The organism is Arthrobacter sp. YA7-1, assembly GCF_025960325.1.
In the GTDB taxonomy this organism is placed as follows: Bacteria; Actinomycetota; Actinomycetes; order Actinomycetales; family Micrococcaceae; genus Arthrobacter; species Arthrobacter bambusae_A.
Map to the genome: position 1 here is coordinate 425,701 of NZ_CP110114.1, position 21,983 is coordinate 447,683.

At 64.7% G+C, this 21,983-nt stretch carries 19 protein-coding genes; 10 read left to right on the forward strand and 9 right to left on the reverse strand.

Annotated features, from left to right (window positions below):
* Positions 1 to 14: 14 nt before the first annotated feature.
* On the forward strand, positions 15 to 1,277 hold the full coding sequence (locus tag OIT41_RS02100) for an acyl-CoA dehydrogenase family protein (RefSeq protein ID WP_264637915.1): 1,263 nt from the start codon (positions 15 to 17) through the stop codon (positions 1,275 to 1,277).
* On the opposite strand, the gene OIT41_RS02105 is transcribed toward OIT41_RS02100, so the two are convergent.
* The 3 genes from OIT41_RS02105 to OIT41_RS02115 all read right to left on the reverse strand — a co-directional run bounded on the left by OIT41_RS02105 (position 1,234) and on the right by OIT41_RS02115 (position 4,397).
* Positions 1,234 to 1,620 carry an L-rhamnose mutarotase gene (locus OIT41_RS02105; protein ID WP_241710699.1) on the reverse strand — a complete coding sequence of 129 codons (387 nt, stop codon included), beginning with the start codon at positions 1,618 to 1,620 and terminating at the stop codon, positions 1,234 to 1,236. The genes OIT41_RS02100 and OIT41_RS02105 overlap by 44 nt on opposite strands.
* Positions 1,621 to 1,686: 66 nt before the next feature.
* The gene (locus OIT41_RS02110) at positions 1,687 to 3,081 is read right to left on the reverse strand and encodes an MFS transporter (RefSeq protein WP_264637312.1); all 1,395 of its coding nucleotides are present in this window, start codon (positions 3,079 to 3,081) and stop codon (positions 1,687 to 1,689) included.
* 260 nt (positions 3,082 to 3,341) lie between these two features.
* Positions 3,342 to 4,397: a LacI family DNA-binding transcriptional regulator gene (locus OIT41_RS02115; protein WP_264637313.1), complete on the reverse strand. Its 1,056-nt coding sequence runs from the start codon at positions 4,395 to 4,397 to the stop codon at positions 3,342 to 3,344.
* 168 nt (positions 4,398 to 4,565) lie between these two features.
* Here OIT41_RS02115 and OIT41_RS02120 point away from each other — a divergent pair, with 168 nt between their 5' ends.
* From OIT41_RS02120 to OIT41_RS02130, 3 genes are read left to right on the forward strand one after another with little or no spacing between them, the layout of a single operon-like run.
* Positions 4,566 to 5,735: a Gfo/Idh/MocA family protein gene (locus OIT41_RS02120; RefSeq protein WP_264637314.1), complete on the forward strand. Its 1,170-nt coding sequence runs from the start codon at positions 4,566 to 4,568 to the stop codon at positions 5,733 to 5,735.
* Entirely contained in the window at positions 5,735 to 6,949 is a 1,215-nt protein-coding gene (locus OIT41_RS02125; RefSeq protein ID WP_264637315.1) for a dihydrodipicolinate synthase family protein, read from the forward strand. The genes OIT41_RS02120 and OIT41_RS02125 overlap by 1 nt, the downstream gene beginning before the upstream one ends.
* Before the next feature lie 14 nt (positions 6,950 to 6,963).
* Complete coding sequence (locus tag OIT41_RS02130; protein ID WP_264637916.1) at positions 6,964 to 7,803, forward strand: sugar phosphate isomerase/epimerase family protein; 840 nt, start codon at positions 6,964 to 6,966, stop codon at positions 7,801 to 7,803.
* A 63-nt stretch (positions 7,804 to 7,866) separates the two neighbouring features.
* Here OIT41_RS02130 and OIT41_RS02135 read toward each other — a convergent pair whose 3' ends face one another.
* Positions 7,867 to 9,978 (reverse strand): DUF6807 family protein, encoded by a 2,112-nt coding sequence (locus tag OIT41_RS02135; protein WP_264637316.1) that lies wholly within the window; start codon positions 9,976 to 9,978, stop codon positions 7,867 to 7,869.
* Positions 9,979 to 10,100: 122 nt separating this feature from the next.
* Positions 10,101 to 10,937, reverse strand: coding sequence for a DUF1684 domain-containing protein (locus tag OIT41_RS02140; protein ID WP_264637317.1), 837 nt, complete (start codon positions 10,935 to 10,937; stop codon positions 10,101 to 10,103).
* Between the two features lie 289 nt (positions 10,938 to 11,226).
* On the opposite strand from OIT41_RS02140, the gene ppc reads away from it, so the two are divergent.
* From ppc to OIT41_RS02160, 4 genes are all read left to right on the forward strand, one after another.
* Positions 11,227 to 14,025: a phosphoenolpyruvate carboxylase gene (gene ppc / locus OIT41_RS02145; protein ID WP_241710683.1), complete on the forward strand. Its 2,799-nt coding sequence runs from the start codon at positions 11,227 to 11,229 to the stop codon at positions 14,023 to 14,025.
* Positions 14,026 to 14,093: 68 nt separating this feature from the next.
* Complete coding sequence (locus OIT41_RS02150; RefSeq protein ID WP_264637180.1) at positions 14,094 to 14,498, forward strand: hypothetical protein; 405 nt, start codon at positions 14,094 to 14,096, stop codon at positions 14,496 to 14,498.
* A 20-nt stretch (positions 14,499 to 14,518) separates the two neighbouring features.
* Positions 14,519 to 15,529, forward strand: coding sequence for a DDE-type integrase/transposase/recombinase (locus OIT41_RS02155; RefSeq protein WP_241711093.1), 1,011 nt, complete (start codon positions 14,519 to 14,521; stop codon positions 15,527 to 15,529).
* A gap of 140 nt (positions 15,530 to 15,669) precedes the next feature.
* Positions 15,670 to 15,975 carry a hypothetical protein gene (locus OIT41_RS02160; protein WP_241709625.1) on the forward strand — a complete coding sequence of 102 codons (306 nt, stop codon included), beginning with the start codon at positions 15,670 to 15,672 and terminating at the stop codon, positions 15,973 to 15,975.
* A gap of 19 nt (positions 15,976 to 15,994) precedes the next feature.
* On the opposite strand, the gene OIT41_RS02165 is transcribed toward OIT41_RS02160, so the two are convergent.
* Positions 15,995 to 16,618, reverse strand: coding sequence for a DedA family protein (locus OIT41_RS02165; RefSeq protein ID WP_241709626.1), 624 nt, complete (start codon positions 16,616 to 16,618; stop codon positions 15,995 to 15,997).
* Positions 16,619 to 16,675: 57 nt separating this feature from the next.
* Here OIT41_RS02165 and OIT41_RS02170 point away from each other — a divergent pair, with 57 nt between their 5' ends.
* Entirely contained in the window at positions 16,676 to 17,185 is a 510-nt protein-coding gene (locus OIT41_RS02170; RefSeq protein WP_241709627.1) for an O-acetyl-ADP-ribose deacetylase, read from the forward strand.
* Positions 17,186 to 17,228: 43 nt separating this feature from the next.
* Here OIT41_RS02170 and OIT41_RS02175 read toward each other — a convergent pair whose 3' ends face one another.
* The gene (locus OIT41_RS02175; protein ID WP_241709628.1) at positions 17,229 to 17,669 is read right to left on the reverse strand and encodes an SRPBCC family protein; all 441 of its coding nucleotides are present in this window, start codon (positions 17,667 to 17,669) and stop codon (positions 17,229 to 17,231) included.
* Between the two features lie 311 nt (positions 17,670 to 17,980).
* On the reverse strand, positions 17,981 to 18,928 hold the full coding sequence (locus tag OIT41_RS02180; RefSeq protein ID WP_264637917.1) for an RluA family pseudouridine synthase: 948 nt from the start codon (positions 18,926 to 18,928) through the stop codon (positions 17,981 to 17,983).
* Positions 18,929 to 19,048: 120 nt separating this feature from the next.
* Here OIT41_RS02180 and OIT41_RS02185 point away from each other — a divergent pair, with 120 nt between their 5' ends.
* Entirely contained in the window at positions 19,049 to 20,137 is a 1,089-nt protein-coding gene (locus OIT41_RS02185; protein WP_241711099.1) for an IS630 family transposase, read from the forward strand.
* Positions 20,138 to 20,146: 9 nt separating this feature from the next.
* On the opposite strand, the gene OIT41_RS02190 is transcribed toward OIT41_RS02185, so the two are convergent.
* On the reverse strand, positions 20,147 to 21,889 hold the full coding sequence (locus tag OIT41_RS02190; protein ID WP_264637318.1) for an alkaline phosphatase family protein: 1,743 nt from the start codon (positions 21,887 to 21,889) through the stop codon (positions 20,147 to 20,149).
* Positions 21,890 to 21,983: the final 94 nt, after the last annotated feature.

Consider the following 21,983-nt stretch of genomic DNA (forward strand, 5'->3'; position numbering starts at 1 on the left):
GCCAGACGCACAAGCTGGCGGCGGCCGTCGAACACGCGGCCGGTTCCAAGGGTTCCAATGGTTCCCCTCCCGAGCTGCCCGGGGCGGATTTTTTCGATTTCGAATCGCTCCTCAGCGTGCAGGAACAGCGCAAGCTCAATGAGCTCCGGGAATTCCTGGCCACGGAAATCGCGCCCTATGCCAAGGACTGGTGGGACAAGGCCGAGTTCCCGGCCCACATCCTCCCCAAACTCGCGGCCCTTCGCCTGAGCACCCCCACGCACCGCGGCTACAGCAACCTGTTCGCAGGTCTCGTGATCGCGGAAATGACCCGCGTGGATACGTCCATTGCCACGTTCTTCATGGTCCACCATGACCTCTTCATCGAGGCGCTGTACGAGTTCGGCTCCAAGGACCAGCAGGACCGCTACCTCGACGACGCCTCCAATCTGCGGACCACCGGAGCGTTTGCGCTCACGGAACCGGACCACGGTTCCGACGTGGCCGGCGGCCTGCAGACAGTGGCCCGCCGGGTCGCCGGGGGAGCCGACGACGACGGCGACTACTGGGTGCTGAACGGCGCCAAACGATGGATCGGCAACGGGACGTTCTGCGACCACATGCTGGTCTGGGCCCGGGACGAAGCCGACGGCGCTATTCGCGGTTTCATCGTGGACGGCACGCTCCCCGGCGTGACCCGCACCAAGATCGAGAACAAGATCGCCCTGCGCACGGTGCAAAACGCTGACATCGTCCTCAAAGACGTCCGGGTTGCCGAGGCGGACCGTTTTTCCGGAATCAACAGCTTCACGGACATCAACCACCTGCTGCGCGGATCACGGCTCATGGTGGCCTGGCAGGCCGTGGGACAGCAGTTGGCGGCATTCGACGTCGCCCGCCAGTATGCGCTTGACCGCCAGCAGTTCGGCCGCCCGCTGGCGAAGTTCCAGCTCATCCAGCAGCAATTGGTGGACATGCTCGGAAATGCCGTGGCCAGCATGGGGATGATGGTGCGGATCGCCCAGCTGCAGGAGGATATCTACACGGACAGCAAGGGAGTGCGGCACGGCGGAGCCCAAATGGCCCAAGTGGCCCTGGCCAAGGCGTACTGCAGTGCCCGCATGCGCGAAACCGTGGCGATGGGCCGGTCCATCCTGGGCGGGAACGGCATCGTGACCGATTACCGGATGGCCAAGATCTTTGCCGATGCCGAGGCGATCTACACCTATGAAGGATCGTTCGAGATCAACTCGCTCATCGTGGGCCGGGCCGTGACGGGGGTTTCCGCGATCGTTTGACGGCTTTCGCCTTACCCCCGGACAATTGGTCCTCCAGATTGAATATTTCCATGAGTTGGACGAAGCCTTGGTCCGGCGACCGTGCGTCGTCTTCGAAGAGGAGCGCCATTTCCGCCTGCCAACGGGCATTCACCTCGGTTAAGGCCATTCGGGCACGTGCAGCGTCGAAATTGTCGCACTCCACGTATCCCACCAGCAGCCCGTCGTCGGCCAGGAACAACGAATAATTGTTCCAGCCGGCCGCCTTGAGTTCACGGAGCATCTCCGGCCACACGGCCGCGTGCCGGCGTCGATATTCGGGAATCTGGCTGGGTTTGACCGAGGAACGGAAGCAGGCGCGCATGTGGATTCTCTCCTCTTCTGTGAATCGTTTCATTCAAGGGCGGCGATTCGCCGCAAATCGCTTGGGTTACCGGGCGCTGCTCCGGAGCTGGCGGTACTCCTCGCGGGCAACCGGCGTCGCGTTCGCCGTGCCCAGCTGATTGAGCGGGATACGGTAGGTTTCACGGGCCGACCAGGCGGCTACGGCGCCGATGATACAGATTCCGAAGCAGATGGACCCGATAACGAGGGGAACATTCGAGGAACCGGGCGGGGCGATTGCCGCGAAGATGCTCGGCAGGAACGCTGTGATGACGAGGCCGATGTTCTGCGAGATGGCGAATCCCGTGACGCGGGTGTGGGCAGGGAAGAGTTCTTGGAAGAAGCTGGCGAAGGTTGCATTCCAGACTTGGTACAGCGTGCCCCACATGATGATCGAGAGGACGATCGTGAGCACTACGTTGTTCTGGCTCACCGCGTACAGGTAGGCGTAGGCCAGCACGCCCGAGCTCAACGAGCCGAAGATCATCAACGGCCGGCGGCCGAACCGATCCGACAGATCTCCGAACAAGGGGATAAGGGCGAGTGCGACGACGTTGGCCAGGACCGGGATCCAGAGGTAGACAGTAGTGCTCATCCCGACGCCATAACCCGGCTGGGTGGCGTACGCCGCACCGAAGACTGCGACGGTGACGCCGACGACGTTGACCAAGGTCATGCAGACTGCCCGGACCACGTCCAGACCGCTTTCCCGCAGAACGCGGACGATCGGCATCTTCGGGATCCCCTGGTGCGCCTTTTCCTCAGTAAAGATAGGTGTTTCTTCGACCCGGCGGCGGATCATGTACCCGGCGAACACCACGAGGGCGCTGAGGAGGAAGGGAATGCGCCAGCCCCAGGATTTGAACGCTTCATTGGAGAGTACGGCGGAGAGCGGGAGGAAGACGGCCGCGGCAATGATCTGTCCGGCCTGGGTGCCTTGGAGCGCGAAGCTTGCGTAGAAGCCCCGACGACCGAAGGGAGCGTGCTCCACGATCATGGCGCTGGCGCCGCTCAGCTCGCCGGCCACCGCGAAGCCCTGGATGAGCCGGACGGCAACCAGGAGGACGGGTGCCAGAAGCCCGACCTGGCCATAAGTCGGCAACAAAGCGACGGCGAAGGTCGACGCGCCCATCATCAACATAGCGAGGACCAGGACGTTCTTCCGGCCGTGCTTGTCGCCCCATTGTCCGAGGACGAAGGCACCAATCGGGCGAGCCACATAGCCCACGGCGTATGTGCCGAGCGAAGCGATCAGTGCGACGGTCGGGTTTCCCGCGGGGAAGAAGACGCCCGGGAAGACGAGCGCAGCAGCCTGCGCGTAGATGAACCAGTCGTAGTACTCAAGGGCGCTGCCGATCCAGCCGCTGGCTGCCGCTTTCCTCGTAGTGCTGGACGGTCGCGGTCCGGTTGAACTTCGCTGCCTGCTCGCGTCGATCTTCATATTGTCCTCCTTTGGACAAGTCGTTTTGGGCACTGGAAGGGCGTTCCCGTCTTTGGGTCTGGTTTCCAGCAGGAGGGCGGCGCCATCGCAAGAATCGATCTGAATTTCCGCTTGGTATGCGCTTTCCCAACTGGTAAGCGCTTTCCATGAGACACCCGCGCGGCCCCGCTGTCAAGGCTAATTTGTTGCGCCGGTCACAATGGCGGACTCTCGGCCTGGCGTGATCGGGTCATCGGTGGAGCCGCCCTGAACCCAGGGAGCTAGGGCGAACCCGTGCTCCTGCGGAGGGTGACGCTCCCGACGACGGCGGCCGCGCCGCCGTTGTCGTTGGAAAGGGTCGCCATAGTTGCAAGCCGTCCGATTTCTTCCAGCGGCAGGCTCACGGTGGAGAGCGCTGGCCGGAAGTCCCGGAGCCATTCGATGTCGTCGAACCCAGCGAGACTTGCGTCGTGGGGGACCCTGAGCCCCTGGTCCCTCAACGCGGCGGCCACGCCGATAGCCATGACATCGTTCGTGCCGAAAATGCACAAGCGTTGATCCGGCGCCGATCGGTCGGACGCCTTGATCCGCCAGGCCAGTTCAATGCCGGCGTCGAAACCGCCGTTCCGGTTGAACGCGACGTGCACAATATCCGCGGCGGGCTGGCCGGCGTCGGACAAGCCTCGTTGGAATCCCATGACGCGCTCATCCGAAGTGGTCAGCCCGTCCGGCCCGGCCACAATGACGAACGGCCCTTTGTGGGTACGCGCCAATTCCCGCGCCAGATCCCGCGCAAGTTGCTCGTTAGGGACAGCGATGGTGCGGTAGCTGTCCGTTTCGGCGATGCCCAGAATCGCCTGCCCTACGACGCCCACGCGCCCGCCGTTGCGGCAGTAGCGGTCCAATTCGGCGGCTAGGTCGGTGTTCGCGCGGGCGTCCTCGGAACGTGTTGAGCGCGATCCTGCGATGACGATCGACTCGGCCCGCCGTGCAGCGAAGGCGGCGACAGCTTCCTTCTCCTCGGCGGGTGTGCCGTTGGTTGTGGCGAGGAGCACCATCCGGCGCTCTTGCCGCGCCGCGGCTTGGACGCCTTGCGCTATGGCCGAGAAGTAGGGGTCGGCGATGTCGTGCACAATCAGCCCGATCAACCCGGAGCGCGCCTTTGCCAGCCCCTGGGCCTGGGCATTCGCGATGTAGCCGAGGGTGTCGGCCGCCTGCCGGACGCGCTCGGCGATCTCCGGTGCGGGCGTCCTGGCGGAGCCATTGAGAACCCGGGAGGCCGTGGCGGGGGAGACGCCGGCCAGTTTGGCCACTTCGGACAGCGTGCTTGCAGTCACGGGCAACTCCTCTTCAAAGCCTCAGTCTCGGGCACTTCAGCAACATCCGATTATTACAGTCCGAACCAGCCTTGGGAAAGCGATTGCCAGACCCGGAGTAGCGTGTCATCATGAATGCATTGGGAATGCGCTTTCCCACCTCATAACTTTCCACCCGAAGAAGGACTCATGGGCTACGAAACAAAGACGATCCGCATCGCCATGAACGGCATCACCGGCCGGATGGGCTACCGCCAGCACCTGCTGCGTTCCATCCTCCCCATCCGGGACGCCGGGGGCTTCACGTTGGCCGACGGCACCCGCGTCCAGGTTGAACCGATCCTGGTGGGCCGCAACGAAGCGAAAATCCGCGAACTCGCCGAACTCCACAAAGTCTCCGAGTGGTCCACCGATCTCGACGCAGTCATCAACGACCCCACGGTGGACGTCGTTTTCGATGCTTCGATGACCAGCCTCCGCGCGGCGACGCTGAAGAAGGCAATGCGCGCCGGGAAACACATTTTCACTGAAAAGCCGACCGCGGAGACGCTGGAAGAAGCCATCGAACTGGCCCGGATCGGCAAGGAAGCCGGCGTGACGGCGGGCGTTGTGCACGACAAGCTCTACCTGCCGGGCCTGGTCAAGCTGCGCCGCTTGGTGGACGAAGGCTTCTTCGGCCGTATCCTCTCCATCCGCGGCGAGTTCGGCTACTGGGTGTTCGAAGGCGACGTCCAGGCAGCGCAGCGCCCGTCCTGGAACTACCGCAAGGAAGACGGCGGCGGGATGACAACGGACATGTTCTGCCACTGGAACTACGTCCTGGAAGGCATCATCGGCAAGGTCAAGAGCGTCAACGCCAAGACCGCCACCCACATCCCGGCCCGCTGGGACGAACAAGGCAAGGAATACAAGGCCACGGCCGACGACGCTTCCTACGGCATCTTCGAGCTCGAGACCCCGCGCGGGGACGAAGTCATCGGCCAGATCAATTCCTCCTGGGCCGTCCGCGTCTACCGCGACGAACTCGTGGAGTTCCAGATCGACGGCACGCACGGTTCCGCCGTCGCGGGCTTGAACAAGTGCGTTGCGCAGCAGCGCGCCCACACGCCCAAGCCCGTCTGGAACCCGGACCTGCCCGTCACGGAGTCCTTCCGCAGCCAGTGGCAGGAAGTCCCCGCCAACGCCGATCTGGACAACGGCTTCAAGCTGCAGTGGGAAGAATTCCTGCGCGACGTGGTGGCCGGCAGCGAGCACCGCTTCGGCCTCCTTTCCGCAGCCCGCGGCGTGCAGCTCGCCGAGCTCGGCCTGCAGTCCAACGACGAGCGCCGCACCATCGATATCCCGGAGATTGTGCTCTGATGACTACCCTTCTCCTCCCAATCCCCGACGGCGGGACCCGCCTCTACAAGTTGCAGCCGGCCACGTCGTGGGCCAGGCCGACGGCGGCGCTGACGTCCAGGCGCGCCTACGCCGCCGCGCACGTGATTCCGGAAGCGACGGCCGATAACACCCCGGGCGCCCCGGCGCACTTGGACTGGGACGCCACGATGGCGTACCGGCACGAGCTGTGGTCCTACGGCCTGGGTGTTGCCGATGCCATGGATACCGCCCAGCGCGGCATGGGCCTGGATTGGGCCGCGACGCAGCAGCTCATCAAGCGAACCGGCGTCGAAGCGGCCTCGGTGGTGGCGTCCGGCAACGCCGCCACCGCCGGCAAGACCGTTCAGGACCTCGTGTCCTGCGGTGCCGGAACCGACCAGCTGGACCTCGGCTCTGTTCCCGAGGGTCCCGCCGGCATCAAAGCCGTGCTGGACGCGTACCGTGAGCAGATCGCCGTCGTGAGTGAAGCCGGACCGATGGTCATCATCATGGCGTCCCGGGCACTGGCCAAAGTGGCAACCAGCCCGGAGGACTACCTGCACGTCTACTCCACGCTTCTGAGCGAAGTGGACCAGCCCGTCATCTTGCACTGGCTCGGGACGATGTTCGACCCCGCATTGGCTGGCTACTGGGGCTCGGGCGACGTTGCCGAAGCGACCGAAACCTTCCTTGGCCTCATCCGCGCCCACGCGGACAAAGTGGACGGAGTGAAGGTCTCGCTGCTCGACGCTTCGCATGAAGTTGCGCTGCGCGCAGCCCTGCCGGACGGCGTCCGCCTCTACACCGGAGACGATTTCAACTACCCCGAACTGATCGACGGCGACGGCGCCCGCCACTCGGACGCACTGCTGGGCATCTTCGCCGCGATCTACCCGGCAGCCTCGGTGGCGTTGCAGAAGTACGACGCCGGCGACGCTGCGGATGCGCGGGCCATCCTGGACTCCACCCGCGAACTTGGCAAGCACATCTTCAGCGCGCCGACGTTCTACTACAAGACCGGGATTGCCTTCATGTCGTGGCTCAACGGAAAGCAGGCCGGATTCCAGATGGTCGGCGGACTGCATTCCGGCCGCTCCGTGGTCCACCTGGCACGCATGTTCGAACTCGCCGACCAGGCCGGGCTCCTGCGCGATCCCGCGCTGGCCGCCTTTCGGATGTCCGATTACCTTCGGATCAATGGAGTGGGCGCATGAGCGACTTTTCCCGATTGTCGGACTTTTCGCGGTTGTCACTGAACACTGCCACCACCAAGAAATGGACGCTGGCCCAGGCAGTGGACGGTTGTGTCCGGGCCGGAATTCCGGCGATCGGGCCGTGGCGGGACATCGTCGCCGATGCGGGCCTGGACAAGGCCGCCAAACTGATCAAGGACGCCGGACTTCGTGTCTCGTCCCTCTGCCGGGGCGGGTTCCTCACGGCGGCCGACGCCGAAGGACAGGCGGCCGCGCTGGCGGACAACCGGGCGGCCATCCTGGAAGCCGTGGCGCTGGATACACAGGAGCTCTTCCTGGTGGTCGGGGGCCTCGCGCCCGGGGAGAAGGACGTCGTCGCAGCCCGCCAGCGCGTGGCCGACCGCCTCGAGGACCTGGTGCCCTTCGCCGTCGAGCACGGCGTCCGCCTGGTGCTCGAACCCTTGCACCCGATGTACGCGGCAGACCGGGCGCTCATTTCCACGCTTGGCCAGGCACTCGACCTCGCCGCACCGTACGACGCAAGGGCCGTCGGCGTCGCCGTCGACACCTTCCACGTTTGGTGGGATCCGGAACTGAAGCAGCAGATCCAGCGGGCTGGCCGGGAAAACCGGATCGCCTCGTACCAGGTGTGCGATTTCAACCTCCCCATCGCCGCTGACGCCCTGCTCTCCCGCGGCATGATGGGCGACGGCGTGATCGACTTCGCGACGATCGGCACCTGGGTGCGCGACGCCGGCTACACAGGCGACATCGAAGTGGAAATCTTCAACCAGGACATCTGGGACGCCGACGGCGACTCGGTCCTGGAAACCATGAAGCAGCGCTACGCGGAACTCGTGCTGCCCTACGCCTAGGCACCGAACACAAGAAAGGCGGGGCACCGTTTGAACTGAACCGTGCCCCGCCTTTCTGCGTGCCTATCCTGCGGCGGAGGACCGGCTGGCCGCCAGGTCGGCGACGTCGGCCGGAGACAGCTTGGCGTCGACGATCCACACGGTGAAGGTGCGGACCAAGGAGTCGCCTGCGGCAAGCTCCACCGGCCGGTCCCAGGCGAGGGCCGAACCCACTGCGGGGTAGTCCGCCAGCCGGACGAACCAGGGATCCTGCGCCTCAGCCGGGGCGGCGAACACCAGAGTGGCGGTGCCTTCGGGGAAGTCCGCGGCCCAGGCCAGCCACGGCGACGCCGAGCCGTGGACTGCGGGTTCACCGCGACCTTCCAGCGTGAAGACCTCTGCCCCGGTGCACGCAGGCAAGCGCCAGAAGAAGCCGCCGTAGCCGCTTCCGAGGGCGCCGTTGGAGCCGGGACCGCCCAGCGAGGAGTCGACCACGGCGGTCAGTTCCGTTCGTAGCTCGAGTTGCCACGTGCGGCGGTCAACCAGCAGGGAGCGTGAGGTGCGGCGTTCCCGGAGCAGCTCAGTACCGTCCGGTGCCTGCCAGCTCAGTTCCTGCTCCAGCAGGCCTGCCCCGGACAGTGCGGACCGTTCGATGATGCGGCCGTGGTCTTGCCGTTCTTCGTAACGGCCGGCAGCGTGCGTGTACGTCTTGCCGCCCCAGAAATTGCTGCCGTTCACGTCCTGCAACGCGAATCCCGCGCCGAGGTGCCAGGGGTGGTCCGCCGGGAGGTGGTCGGTTATGGTGACTCCGGCGAGGGTTCGGACCGGGTGCAGATAGGGCCTCGGGGAGAGCCGAGCGGCAAGGCCTGCGCCGCTCTGCAGGGTTGCCAAGACGACACCGGCGTGGTGGGTTTCAATCGCAGCGTCGCCCGGCAGGCCGCCGTCGCCCGGCAGACCGCCGTCGGGCAGGCTCAAAACCGGCCTTCCGGCGTCGACGGCTGGCCGCGCCCACGGCAAGCCGAGTTCACTGAAGGTGGCATGCGCCGCCGTCGAGCGTTCCAGGGCGTCTTCGATTCCGTTGATCACGGCACGGGCGGCGTCGCCTTCGCCCTCCCACGTGACGTAGTGCCCGGGGATCAGTGCAGGAGATTCTGCGGTGCGGATGGCCTCCACGACCTGCATGAAGGCGCCGCTGTCCGCGAGAGGACTGATCAGCGGCGCGCCGGTTGCAGGGCCCTGCACGGAGCGCAGCCGGTGACGATGCTCCAGCAAGTCCTCGGTGAGGTCCACCCGGCTGTATGCCGTTTCGCGTTTCCCGGCGGCAGAGCTGACCGTGAGGCGGTCTTCGGTGTAGTGGAACACCGCCGTGCCCTCGCTGCCCTGCAAAGTGATGTACGGTTCCACGGACTCGGCGGCGCATAGGGTGAGCGCACACGTGATGGGGAGGCCCGCGACGGTGCGGATCCGGATCACGGAGGTGTCGTCGGATTCGATGTCATTGGCGCGGTACAGGTCTGTTTCCACAGAGGCCAGATCGCCAACCGTCCGCGCCCCCGCGATCCTCAGCGCGGTGGCGATCGCGTGTGCCAGCGGGTTGGTTGCTACCCCGTCGACGACGTCGACGCCGTCCAGGCTGCGTTTGCCCGCCCAGCGGGAGCGTTTGTAATAGGCGCGGTCGCGCACCCAACGCCCGGTGGCCGAGATGCCTAGAAGCGTGCCGATTTCTCCCGCCGCAAGCAGTTCCTCAATGGCTGGCAGGGCCCGGGATCCGAGGCTCTGGAAGCCGACCTGGACGCTCCTGCCGGCCGCGCTGGCGGCTTCCTGCAAACGATTGAAGTCGGCGAGGGAAGCGACTGGAGGCTTCTCGAGGTAAAGGTCTGCGTGGGGGAGCGTTGTGAGGGCGAGCTGCGCATGCGTCTGGATGGGTGTGGCCACAATGACCAGGTCCAGTGCGGGGGTTCCGGCCAGGAGTTCGTCCAGGTTGCTGTATACAGCAGTTCCGGGCGGGAGGGCACCGGGGGTGGGCGGATTCGGATCCGCTACGGCAACAAGGCGCACGACGCCGTTGGCCTGGAGCCTTTCGAGGTTCTGCAGGTGGTGCGCGCCGAAGCCGTGGACCCCTACAAGGGCTACCCGGCTCGCTTCATGGCCGGGCTGTTTGCGTTCTGCCGGGGCGGGCGTGGACAGGGTGCCCATGGCTCTCCTCATCTATCCCCGGGGGCGGGGTTGCTGACGTCGGTGTCGTTCCAGGAGCGCTTGGTAAGCGCTTTCCAAGAAGAGTGTACCCTGCCGTATAGGGAGATGTAACGCCCTTGGTTTTAGACGATCCGGCCTGCCGGCAGCTTTTCCCCGGCCTCGACCGCCACGTCGATCGAATTTCCCGCCACGGGCATAGGGCACGTCCCGTACGGGGTGAAGGCGCTGGGGTAGTTGATGGCGCGGTTGAAGTCCAGCACCACTGAGCCATCGTGCCGGGGACGTGAAACGGCCAGCTTGCGCCATTCGTCCGTGGTGTTGCCGTTCGTTTCGTCGTGGAAAGTGACGGTGAGGGCTCCGAGCTTCTCTGCCTCGGCGTGCAGGCGGATCTCGTGGGGCAGGCCCGGCGCCCGGAAAACCACCTCGCCTACGGATCGGTGCACCCCGTCCACCAAGGGGTTGGCTGTCCCGATCGGAACATCCACCGGTTCGGGGTATTCGTCGAAGCGGCCTTCAAGCACCCAGTCCGGGTTGTACTCATAGGTCGGAACGGCGTCGAACTCCGTCAACACCGGCGAGGAGTTGTCCCGGGTGCGGATGGCGTACTTGTCCGCGCGCATGGCCAGCTCGACCACCACCTCTGTGCCATCCGCGCCGCCGAACTGCACCCACATGAGCGATTCCTCGTCCTGGAGGGTAGCCGAAATCGTGCCGTCCACGGGAGCTCCCGTTTCCACGAGCGTGAGTCCGTCCGCCGCGCTCGCGGTGAGTGTCGCCGTCGTGCCGTCCGTTGACCAGAGCCCCGGGACGAGCTCGACGGCGGCGGGTGCCGATTCGAGCCACTGGAAGGACGTAAGGGTGAGCCAGCCGTGGTCCTCTGCGAGGGCGGCGTTGCGGCCGTTGCGGAAACGCTGCCAACGTTCCAGCTGGGCGTTGCTTGCGGGGGCTGTTGCGCTCATGGTTCCTCCGACGGCTAGGGCGGTGTTCGTTGGCTTAACCATGCACCCGTCGCCGCCATTCCCGGAACCCAACTGACTCGCAGTAGATGTCGTTCTGAGGGCTGATAACGACAACAACTGCGAGTCAGTTGGGCGGCGCGGCAGCCGGAGCAGGCGGCGCGACAACATTTGAGACGGATTGCCGGCCGTGTATGGGCTGCGGGTAGGATTCCTTTGGAAATATCAGTAATCCGGCTCACAGTATCCAGCGCAGTGTACGGGCCACACCCAACGCCAGAAGGTATTTTTCATGGTTGACACTGCACATCTCAGCACCGACCTTGCCGCGGAATTGCGGGCCGATGTCCGCCGCGTCTCTACGCTTCTCGGAGAGTCGCTGGTCCGCCAGCACGGGCCCGAGTTGCTTCAGCTCGTCGAGCAGGTGCGCCTGCTCACCAAGGAATCCAAGGAAGCCGCCCGCGGCGGCGCCGACGCTACAGGTCCGTGGAGCGCGCACGACGTCGTCGCCCAGGTCCGGGAGCTGCTCGCCTCGTTGCCCCTTGAGGAAGCCACTGAGCTGGTCCGCGCCTTCGCCTTCTATTTCCACCTCGCCAACGCCGCCGAGCAAGTGCACCGCGTCCGCGGACTGCGCACCCGCCAGGAAAAGGACGGCTGGTTGGCCAAAGCCGTGGCCGAGATCGCCGACGAAGCCGGAACCAAAGCCCTGCAAGATGTCGTCAACGAGCTGGACGTTCGTCCCATTTTTACCGCGCACCCCACCGAAGCCTCCCGCCGTTCGGTGTTGGACAAGATCCGCAAGCTCTCCGACGTCCTGGCAGAATCCACCCTTGAGGGCACGGCCGCTCGCCGTCGACAGGACCGTCAGCTCGCCGAGATCATCGACCAGATGTGGCAGACCGACGAACTGCGCCAAGTCCGCCCCACTCCCGTGGACGAGGCCCGCAACGCCATCTATTACCTGAGCAGCATCCTGACCGATGCCATGCCGGAGATGCTCACGGACCTTTCCGAACTGCTGGGCGAGCACGGCGTCGTGCTGCCCGCGCATAACGCTCCCATCCGCTTCGGTTCCTGGATCGGCGGAGACCGGGACGGCAACCCCAACGTGACCGCCTCCGTCACACGGGAGGTCCTGCAGCTGCAGAACCAGCATGCCGTGCGGATCAGCATCTCAATGATCGACGAACTGATTTCCGTCCTCTCCAACTCCACAGCCCTGGTGGACGCGGAAGAGGACCTCCTGGTCTCGATCGCCGTCGACCTCAAGAACCTGCCCGGCCTCGACAAGCGCATCCTGGAGCTGAACGCGCAGGAGCCCTACCGCCTCAAACTGACCTGCATCAAGGCCAAGCTCATCAACACGGGCCGCCGCGTGTCCGCATCCACCCATCACGAGCCCGGCCGTGACTACGCCTCCACCTCGGAACTTCTCGCCGAGCTGGAACTGCTGGAAGCCTCGCTGCGCAAGCACTCGGCCGTTCTCGTGGCCGACGGCGCGCTGGCCCGGGTCCGCCGCGCGATCGCTTCCTTCGGGTTGCACTTGGCGACCCTCGACATCCGTGAACATGCCGACTACCACCACGACGCCGTCGGGCAGTTGATGGACCGGATCGGCGTCGGGACCCCCTATGGCGAGTTGAGCCGCGCCGAACGCTTCGAGCGGCTGAGCGCGGAGCTGGCTTCGCGCCGCCCGCTCTCCGGCCACCCCATCAAGCTCGACGGCGACGGCGACCGCACCTACGATGTCTTCCGCAGCATCCGCCACGCGCTCCAGACGTACGGGCCCGACGTCGTCGAAACCTACATCATCTCCATGACCCGCGGCGCGGACGACGTCCTGGCCGCCGCGGTGCTGGCCCGGGAAGCCGGACTGATCGACCTGTTCGGCGCGGCTCCGTATGCAAAGATCGGCTTCGCTCCGCTCCTGGAGACCGTCGAGGAACTGCGTGCCTCGGCCGAAATCGTGGACCTGCTGCTCTCCGACCCGTCGTACCGTTCCCTGGTAAGGCTGCGCGGGGATGTCCAGGAGATCATGCTGGGCTACTCGGACTCCAACAAGGAATCCGGCGTCATGACCAGCCAGTGGGAGATCCACAAGACGCAGCGCAAGCTGCGCGACGTCGCCGCCAAGCACGGCGTTAACGTCAGGTTGTTCCATGGCCGCGGCGGCTCCGTGGGCCGTGGCGGCGGGCCAACCTACGACGCCATCATGGCCCAGCCGAACGGCGTGCTCGAAGGCGCCATCAAGTTCACCGAGCAAGGCGAAGTCATCTCGGACAAGTACTCCCTGCCGGAGCTTGCCCGCGAAAATCTGGAGCTCTCCCTGGCCGCCGTGATGCAGGGCTCCGCGCTGCACCGCGACCCGCGTACCTCCGACGACGAGCGCGAACGCTATGGCCAGGTCATGGAGATCATTTCCGACGCCGCGTTTGCCCAATACCGCTCGTTGATCGACGATCCGGACCTGCCGGCGTACTTCCTTGCCTCGACACCGGTGGAGCAGCTCGGATCCCTGAACATCGGCTCGCGTCCCTCCAAGCGGCCCGATTCCGGTGCAGGACTCGGCGGGTTGCGTGCCATCCCGTGGGTCTTCGGTTGGACCCAGTCGCGGCAGATCGTCCCGGGTTGGTTCGGCGTGGGCTCAGGCTTGAAGGCCGCCCGCGAGGCAGGCAACACCGCCGAGTTGGCCGAGATGATGAAGCGCTGGCACTTCTTCCAGTCCGTGATTTCCAACGTCGAGATGACCTTGGCAAAAACGGACATGGACATCGCCGGGCACTATGTGTCTTCGCTGGTTCCGGAAGAGCTGCACCACCTGTTCAAGGCCATCCGCACTGAGTACGATCTCACGGTTGCCGAAGTGGAACTCCTGAGCGGGGAAACCGAGCTCCTGGAAGCCCAGCCGACCCTCAAGCGTTCCCTCGAAATCCGCGACCAATACCTCGACCCCATCAGCTACCTGCAGGTGGAGTTGTTGCGCCGCGTCCGCGAAGCCTCCATTTCCGGCGCCGAGATCGACGAACGCCTCCAGCGGGCCATGCTGATCACCGTCAACGGCGTGGCCGCAGGCCTCCGCAACACGGGATAGCGGGTTCCTTCCCTCATCGTCAAGCTGGTTGTGAGTCATTCATTACCTGTTGATTGAAGGAGCCGGCGATGGCCGTTGATAGCAAGGGTTTTACGCGTGAAGAGATCCGTGAGTTCATGCATGAGTACTATTTGCAGCCGCACGGGACGAGGAAGGTGTGGCTGGCCTCGACGTCGGTTTCGGAATGGACGTTCCGCAGGTGGCGCAAGATGATGGTCCAGGGCGATATCGACCGTGGCCTGATTCCGCGGGAGCATGGAGGCATGGTCCCAACGAATCGTGAGCTCTCCGCGTTTGAAAAAGCACGCGCGAAGGAAATGGCTGCCCACCGTGCCGAAGTCGAAAAACTCCAGAAGCGGGTGCAGGAGCTGGAGGATACGAATTCCGCGCTGGGAAAAGCTATCGGGCTCTTGCACGAGTTGAGCGTGCCCGAGCCCGATACAACCCCGACGAGCGCTCAGAAGGATTCATAGCGGCCGAGAACAGTCTGGTCTTGGCGCTGCATGTGATCACCGGCTCCCAGCGGACAGCGCTCGTGCTTGCGGGCGTGTCGCGCGGGACCTGGCATTACCGGTTCAATCCCCGTCCTGCGGTGCAGGACCCGATCCACCAGAGCGACCGGGCCTACGAATCCCGGATCAGCACCGCACATCAGGACCGGATCCTGGGGCTCATCCTGGCCGGCTGGGAGAAGGGCAACTCCGTTGACCATTCCTTCGCCACGGCCTGGGACAACGGCGTGCTGCTCGCCTCCAACCGCACCTGGTGGCGGATCGCGGCAGAGTACGAGGACCAGCAGGCCCGCCCAACCATCCCGCGCAAGCGTGGGGGCACGCGTGGTTCTCTTGAGAAGCCGGTGCTCAAGGCCTCCGGACCCTGCCAGGTCTGGTCCTGGGACATCACCGACGTCTATTCCAAGTGGCAGGGGAAGGTTTTCAAGGTGTACTCCATCATGGACATCTTCTCCCGGCAGATCGTCGGCTGGCGGGTGGAGGAACGCGAGTCCGACCACCTCGCCGCGGACATGTTCAAGACGGCCATCGCCCGGCACGGCGCCCCGGACACCGTGCATGCCGATTCAGGCCCGGCCATGAGATCAAACCTGCTCCGTGAGACCCTCACCGCCCACGGCGTGGAACTCAGCCATAACCGCCCGTACGTCTCCAACGACAATCCCTTCTCGGAGTCAGGGTTTCGAACGATGAAATACCGGCCCGGCTACCCCCGGACCTTTGACGATCTCAAGGCTGCCAGGGAGTACCTCACCGGCTACGTGCATTGGTACAGCACCGATCACAAACACTCCGGCATCGCGCTGTTCACACCATCACAAGTCCACGACGGCTCGTGGAAAGAACTCTGGAACAAGCGAGACAAAGTCCACCAGGACTACTACGAACTACACCCGGGAAGATTCCGCCAACGACCCAGCACACCGGCCCCCGCCACACACGCCGGGATCAACCTCCCCCAGACCAAAACACCCCAAAAACCAGCCCAGTGACTCCACACAGCTTGACAACTTTCGCTTCCCTTCCGACGCTCGCTCACTTATGTGGGTGCTTTTGGAAACCCTCGCTCACTCATGTGAGCGGGCGTCGGGCCGGGAGGGCTTGTTTGTGAGCGAGCGTTTAGGGTTGAGGGATGCCGTCGTTCCAGACCAAGTTGAAGATCACCGGGCTCAAGCCGGGCAATCCGCCGGAATCGGTCATGGCCGCTGCGCTCGAGGCCTTGGAAACCCGGCACCACGTGGAATCCAAGCATCTGGACATTGTTGGCGGCGTCGCCCAGATCAGCCTCCGCTTCCTGGTGGAGCCGCGCGACTACTTAGGTGAGAACAGCGAGGCCCGCGCGTCGGCAGCCATGATGCGTGACGCCGTCGAGCGCGTAGCACTCACAGGGAACCTTTACGTGCTGCGCCGCCAGCGGGGGAAATGGTCGCCGGTTTGAGCCCGACGGCGGGACGCGCCTAAAGGTGCGGCGGCTCGCCCGGCTCGTCCACTGGCGAGCGGTCGCCTCGGCGACGGGTGACGAGCACGCCAACCACGATGCCGATCAGCAGCCCCACGCCGACGCCGATCAGTGAGCTCGCCCAGAAGGGAAGCTTCGTCGTCGAACCGGCCAAATAGCCCAGTTCTATCTGCCACGCGGCCCACAACAGCCCGCCCAAGCCAGCGCAGAGACTGAACCCGCGCGAGGAAACGTCGGCAATTCCCGCAGCCGCCGATGCCGCAAGCCGGCCTCCCAAAATGAACCGGCCGCCGATAATCCCGCCATAAGTGGAGGAGCGGCCGGCCTTGGCGATGGCCTGATGGATGCCCCGGTGGACTTTGCGGCCCCAAGACCAGCGGTCCAGGACATGTCCCAGACGGCGCTTGAAGAGCTGGAAAACGAGGATGTCGCCCAGCCACGACGCGCCGGCGGCCAACAAACCCAAGAGCCACGGGTTGACGCGGCCCTCCGCGGCCAGAGCCCCACCGGTGATCACCAGCATCCCGGACGGTATGGGCGGCAAGATCGCGTTGCCCACCACCATGGGGATGATCCAGACATAGATCGCTGCCCCCCAGCCTTCAGCGGTGGTGATGTCCATGGCCACAAATTACCCCACTTTGGTGCGTCCGCCGGAGCGCCGTGCAAGACTAGCGCCATGCGGCTCGAAATCCTGCAAGGTGACATCACCACGCGCGACGTCGACGCGATCGTCAACGCCGCCAACTCGTCGTTGATGGGCGGCGGCGGAGTGGACGGTGCCATCCATCGCGCGGCTGGCAGACAGCTCCTGGCAGCGTGCATGGAGGTGCGGGAGGGGTATCCGCACGGACTGCCAGTGGGCCAGGCTGTGGCCACCCCCGGGTTCAAATTGCCTGCACGGTGGGTGATCCACACCGTTGGCCCCAACCGGCACGCGGGCCAGAACGATCCGGAACTGCTCGCTTCTTGTTTCCGCGAAAGCCTGAAAGTGGCGGCCTCCCTCGGGGCGGGTTCCGTCGCGTTTCCCGCAATCAGCGCAGGGGTCTACGGCTGGGACCCGCGCGAAGTCGCCACTGTAGCGTTCGACGCCGTAAGCTCCAGCGAGCTGGAACTCGTCGAATTTGTGTTGTTCGGCGCAGAGACGACGGAGGTATTCCGGAGCGTGTTCGGGGCTTCGGGAGAGTAAGGGAAGCGCGCGGACTTTCGCGGGCGGGCTTTCGCGGGTGGCGTCAGGCGGACTGCGCCTCAAGCACGGACTTCAGCTGCGCGAGCTGGCCGACTTCCGACTCCATGGTCTTGGTGATCATCGAACCCATGAGCTTCATGAAGCCCTTGGGCTGGAGGTCCAAGGCAAAGCGTACGGTCGTGCCGCCGTCGTTCTCGTTCAGGGTGAAGGACCCCGTTGGGCGGGCCGGGCCGGCAATGACCTGGAAATCGAGTCGCTTGCCCGGCTGGGCCGCGATGACCTCATAGTCGCCGGCGATCGTGCGGCCACCGGGGCCTGCCATCGTCTGGGAGTAAACAGCACCCTTGTTGCCTGCTTCTCCGCTTGCGAGGGCGACAGTCTTCACACCCGGACGCCACAGCTTGTTGTTCAGCCCGTCCGCCAGGAAGGCGTAGACGTCGTTTGCGGGGCGGTTGATCGAGACTTCGTTTTCAGCGTGGGCCATGTGGTTCCTTTTCGCGAGACCGAACACCGCCCGCGGTCTTTGGGCCGGCAAAACCGAGCATATACGCCCGGTCCCGTCGGCATTGTTGAACGCGCCATTGTTTCGCCGCCGCGGCCCGGGGCGCCCGACGCCCGCTCACGTATGTGGGTGTTTGGCCGCACGCCCGCTCAGCTATGTGGCTGTTTGGCCGCACCCTCGCTCACGTAACCACAAGGTGGACATGTTCCCCAGCTTGGGTGAGCGAGGGTTTGGGGGAAGGGCGCCATATGTGAGCGAGGGTTTGGGGAAAGGGCGCCATAAGTGAGCGGGCGTTAGGCGGGGAGGGCTTCGCTCAACTGAAGGCGGCTGCGGTACTCCACAGGTTGCTTGCTGATGGGATCAACGAAGCGGATGCCGCGGGCCAACAACTGCAAGGGCTTGGAGAAGTCGTCCGGGGCCTTGTCCAGGAGTTCGGGGTAGAACGCGTCGTTCACGATCCCGAGCCCGAGCGAGCCCATGTGCACGCGAAGCTGGTGGGTCTTGCCAGTGTGGGGCTCAAGGCGGTACAGCGCCCGGCGAGTGGTGCCGCCGTCGTGAGTGCCGCCGTCGAACGTTTTCAGCAGCTCAATGCGGGTCTCCGCGTTGGGTTCGCCGTCGATCACTTCGGCGAGGAGGTAGCTCCGGGATTTGGTCATGCGGTTGCGCACGACGGCGGGGAGCTCGACGGCGGGAAAACCTACGGCAGGTGCCGCGGCGGAGACGCACTCGTACTCCTTTTGCACCTGCCGTTTTTCGAAGAGCACCTGGTACTTGCCGCGGGTCTCCGGATTGGTGGAAAGCAGCAACACTCCCGCGGTCATACGGTCGAGCCGGTGCATCGGGATGAGGTCCGGCAGGTCGAGCTGGTTCCGGAGCCGGACGAGCGCGGACTCCTGGATGTACGTGCCGCCCGGGGTGGTGGGCAGGAAATGCGGCTTGTCGACGACAAGGAGATGCTCGTCTTGGTGCAGGATGCTGATCTCCACTGGCATCCGCGTCTCCGGCGGGAGGGTGCGGTAGTACCAAATGAAGGTGTGCTCTTCGAGGGGAGTGCAGCGGTCAAGGGGCGCGCCGCCCTCGCCGACGATTTCGCCGGCGTCGAACCTGTCTTCGATGCCCTGGGGGTCGATATGTCCCCAGCGGTGCATCATGTAGTCCATCGCGGTGTCCCAAGGTCCCTCGTCCGGGAGGCGCAGGCGGGTGGCGTTGACGCCGTCGCGCACTGGAAGGGGGGATTGCATCACCGGTCTATTCTACCGGGGCCGCAACAAGGGCGGCCCCGGGGCCCCGGCGGCCCCGGGGCCCAAACACCTAGTGGTGTGTCTCCAAAATAGCTAGAGGTGGGCTGTTAATATTGGTGCATGTCGAATCGTGCTCCTGCTTTGGTGGTTTCTGATGCCCAGCGTGTGCTTCTTGAGAGGCTTTCCAAGTCGCAGACGGCGTCCTACCGTGAGGTGCAGCGGGCGCAGGTTTTGTTGATGGCCGCGGAGGGGCTGGCGAGTGAGTGGATCGCGGGGATTGTTGGTGTGAGCCCGGCGACGGTGCGTTCTTGGCGTGCCCGCTTCGCCGAAGATGGTCTCACCCATTTGGGTGAGGTTCGTCCGGGGCGGGGCCGTAAGCCGGTCATTCCGCAGGCAAAGATCGATGAGATCGTTGACCTGACGCGCAATTCCAAGCCGGAAGGGCAGACTCATTGGTCGGTGCGGACGATGGCCGCGAAGGTCGGGGTGTCCCCGGCGCAAGTGCAGCGGATCTGGGCCGCCCGTGGCCTGAAGCCGCATCTGGTGGACTCGTTCAAGCTCTCAAACGATCCGAAGTTTGAGGAAAAACTCATCGACGTGGTCGGGCTGTATTTGAACCCGCCGGAAAAAGCGATCGTGCTGTGCATGGATGAAAAGTCCTCGATCCAGGCGCTGGACCGTACCCAGCCGTCGCTGCCGATGACGAAGGGCAGGGCGGAAACGATGACCCATGACTACAAGCGCCACGGCACCACCACGTTGTTCGCGGCCCTGGACGTGGCGACCGGGAAAGTCATCGGGTCCTGCCTGCCCAAACACCGCCACGAGGAATTCCTGGTGTTCCTCAAGACCATCAACAAGGAAGTCCCGCAGGGCCTGGATGTCCATCTGATCCTGGACAACTACGCCACGCATAAACACCCGGACGTGAAAGCCTGGCTGGCGAAAAATCCCCGGTTCCAGCTGCATTTCACTCCGACCTCGTCCTCGTGGCTGAACCTCGTCGAGCGATGGTTCCGGGAATTGACGGACAAGGCCCTGCGCCGCGGAGCCTTCCATTCCGTCCCGGACCTGATCAACAAGATCGAAGAGTACCTCGCCGCTCACAACACCGAACCCAAACCACTGGTTTGGACCGCGACCGCAGACTCAATCCTCAAAAAAGTAGCCCGTGGCCGCGTCGCACTCGAAACCATCAAGCAAAACTGAGACAGACCACTAGTACGTTGTGCCGCCCGGCAAGATGACGGGTTTGAGGGGTTGCTGGTTGAAGTTGAAGTCGTTCACCAAGTTGCCGAGCTGGGGGTTGTCCTCACGGACGCCGGGCCGCGGATCGGGGCGTCCGTCGGTGGCCGGGTCGAGGCGTTGGCCGTGGAGGAAATCGTCTTCGATGAACTTGGCGTAGGCGTCGTGGCTGAGGACTTGGTGGTCGATGTTGCCCTGTTTGGCGTAGGGGCTGATGACGATTCCCGGGACCCGGAGGCCGTAGCCGTTTTGGTCCACGGTGGGCGGGGTGACGTGGTCGTAGAAACCGCCCCAGTCATCCCACGAGAGGAAAATGGCGGTGCTGTTCCAATCCGGGCCCGACATGACTGCATTGATGAGGCCCGTAACGTAGGCCTGACCGGTGCTGACTAGCGCTGGCGGGTGTTCGCTGACGGCTCCGGTGGGGTCGATCCAGCTCACAGCGGGCAAGGTGCCTTTTTTGGCTGCGGTGTAGAAGTTGCTGAGGGACTGGATGTTGCCGAGCTGGCCGTCCTGCTTCACGGTGTCGAAGTAGGGTAGCGGATTCCAGATGCCCGGTGTCTTCGCGTTCTGCGCCACGGGAGCGCAGGTCATGGCTGCGTCGTCTTGGCAATCCGGCTCGGTGCCGTTGAAGACGTAGTAGGCCCAGGGCACGTTCTGTTTGTGCAGCAGGTAGGTCAGGTCCGTCCAGGCGTAGTCAGGTGGAGCAAGGAGCTTGGCGGCGGCCAGGAGCTTTTGCTTGAGCGCGTCGGGGAGTGTTGCTTTGTCGATCGCGGCCTGGCAACTCGTATAGGAGTCCGAGCCGGCGCAGTTTTTCGTGATGAGGGTGTGCAGTTGGGCGGCAATGTCCGGGGTGATCCCGGCCGCGGCGAGCGCGTCCTTGCAGGCCGTGTTCTGCAGGCCGGCCCGGCATTTGCCGATGATGGTGGACTGGATCGCGGAGGTGAAGTCCGGCGGGCTGCCCGGATTCTGGAGGGCGTTCACGCAGGATTGCGGATCGCCCGCCCGGCTGCATTTGGCCGACCATTCCGAGACCATGTACAGGTGCGCGGGCAGGCTCCAGGATGCGTTGGGTTCGAACATATGGTCCTGCAACGTGAAGTCTTTGGCATACGCCCAGTAGTTGGGGATGTCGCGGGCATCGTGGTAGCCCATGACATCGCTTTGCGTTCCGCCCGCGCAGCCTGGGGCATTGGGTGCGCAATTGCTTGCGGCTTTCTCGGCTTGGGCGATGAAGCCGTCCATTTTCCCGCCGTCGACGTCCGCCGTCGCGTTGTTCTGGCTGTGCGGGCCGCCGGAGTTCCGGTCAGAGGGATCGTAGTAAGGTTTCACGCACGCGCCGTGGGCCGGATCCGGGACGCACACCGCCGGGGATCCGTTCTGCATCGGAATCCCGTCCGCTCCGGGGAACGTGCCGAAGTAGCTGTCGAACGAGCGGTTCTCCTGCATGATGACGATGACATGCTGGATCTTCGAGATGCCGGTATCCGCCGAGGTGCCCGCCGCGGCTCCGGCTGCAGCGGGTGTGCTGACCGCCACCCATGACGCGGACCAGAATGCGCCGAAAAAGACGGCGGCGCCAACAATCGCGATGACCCCGACGATGGACAAGGCAGCGAGGCCCGGACGCCGTGAGGCCCAGGCCCGGATCCGCCGCCTGCGACGCCTGACTGGCCGGTCGGCTCCGGACTCAGCGGGCGGACTATTGAACCTCATCTTGCACCTCACGAACGGTGATACCCGCAGGGTACTCCTTCGCTGACCGCAGCGGTACAGGCTCGCATGACGCCCAATGACCGGGCCGGGCCAT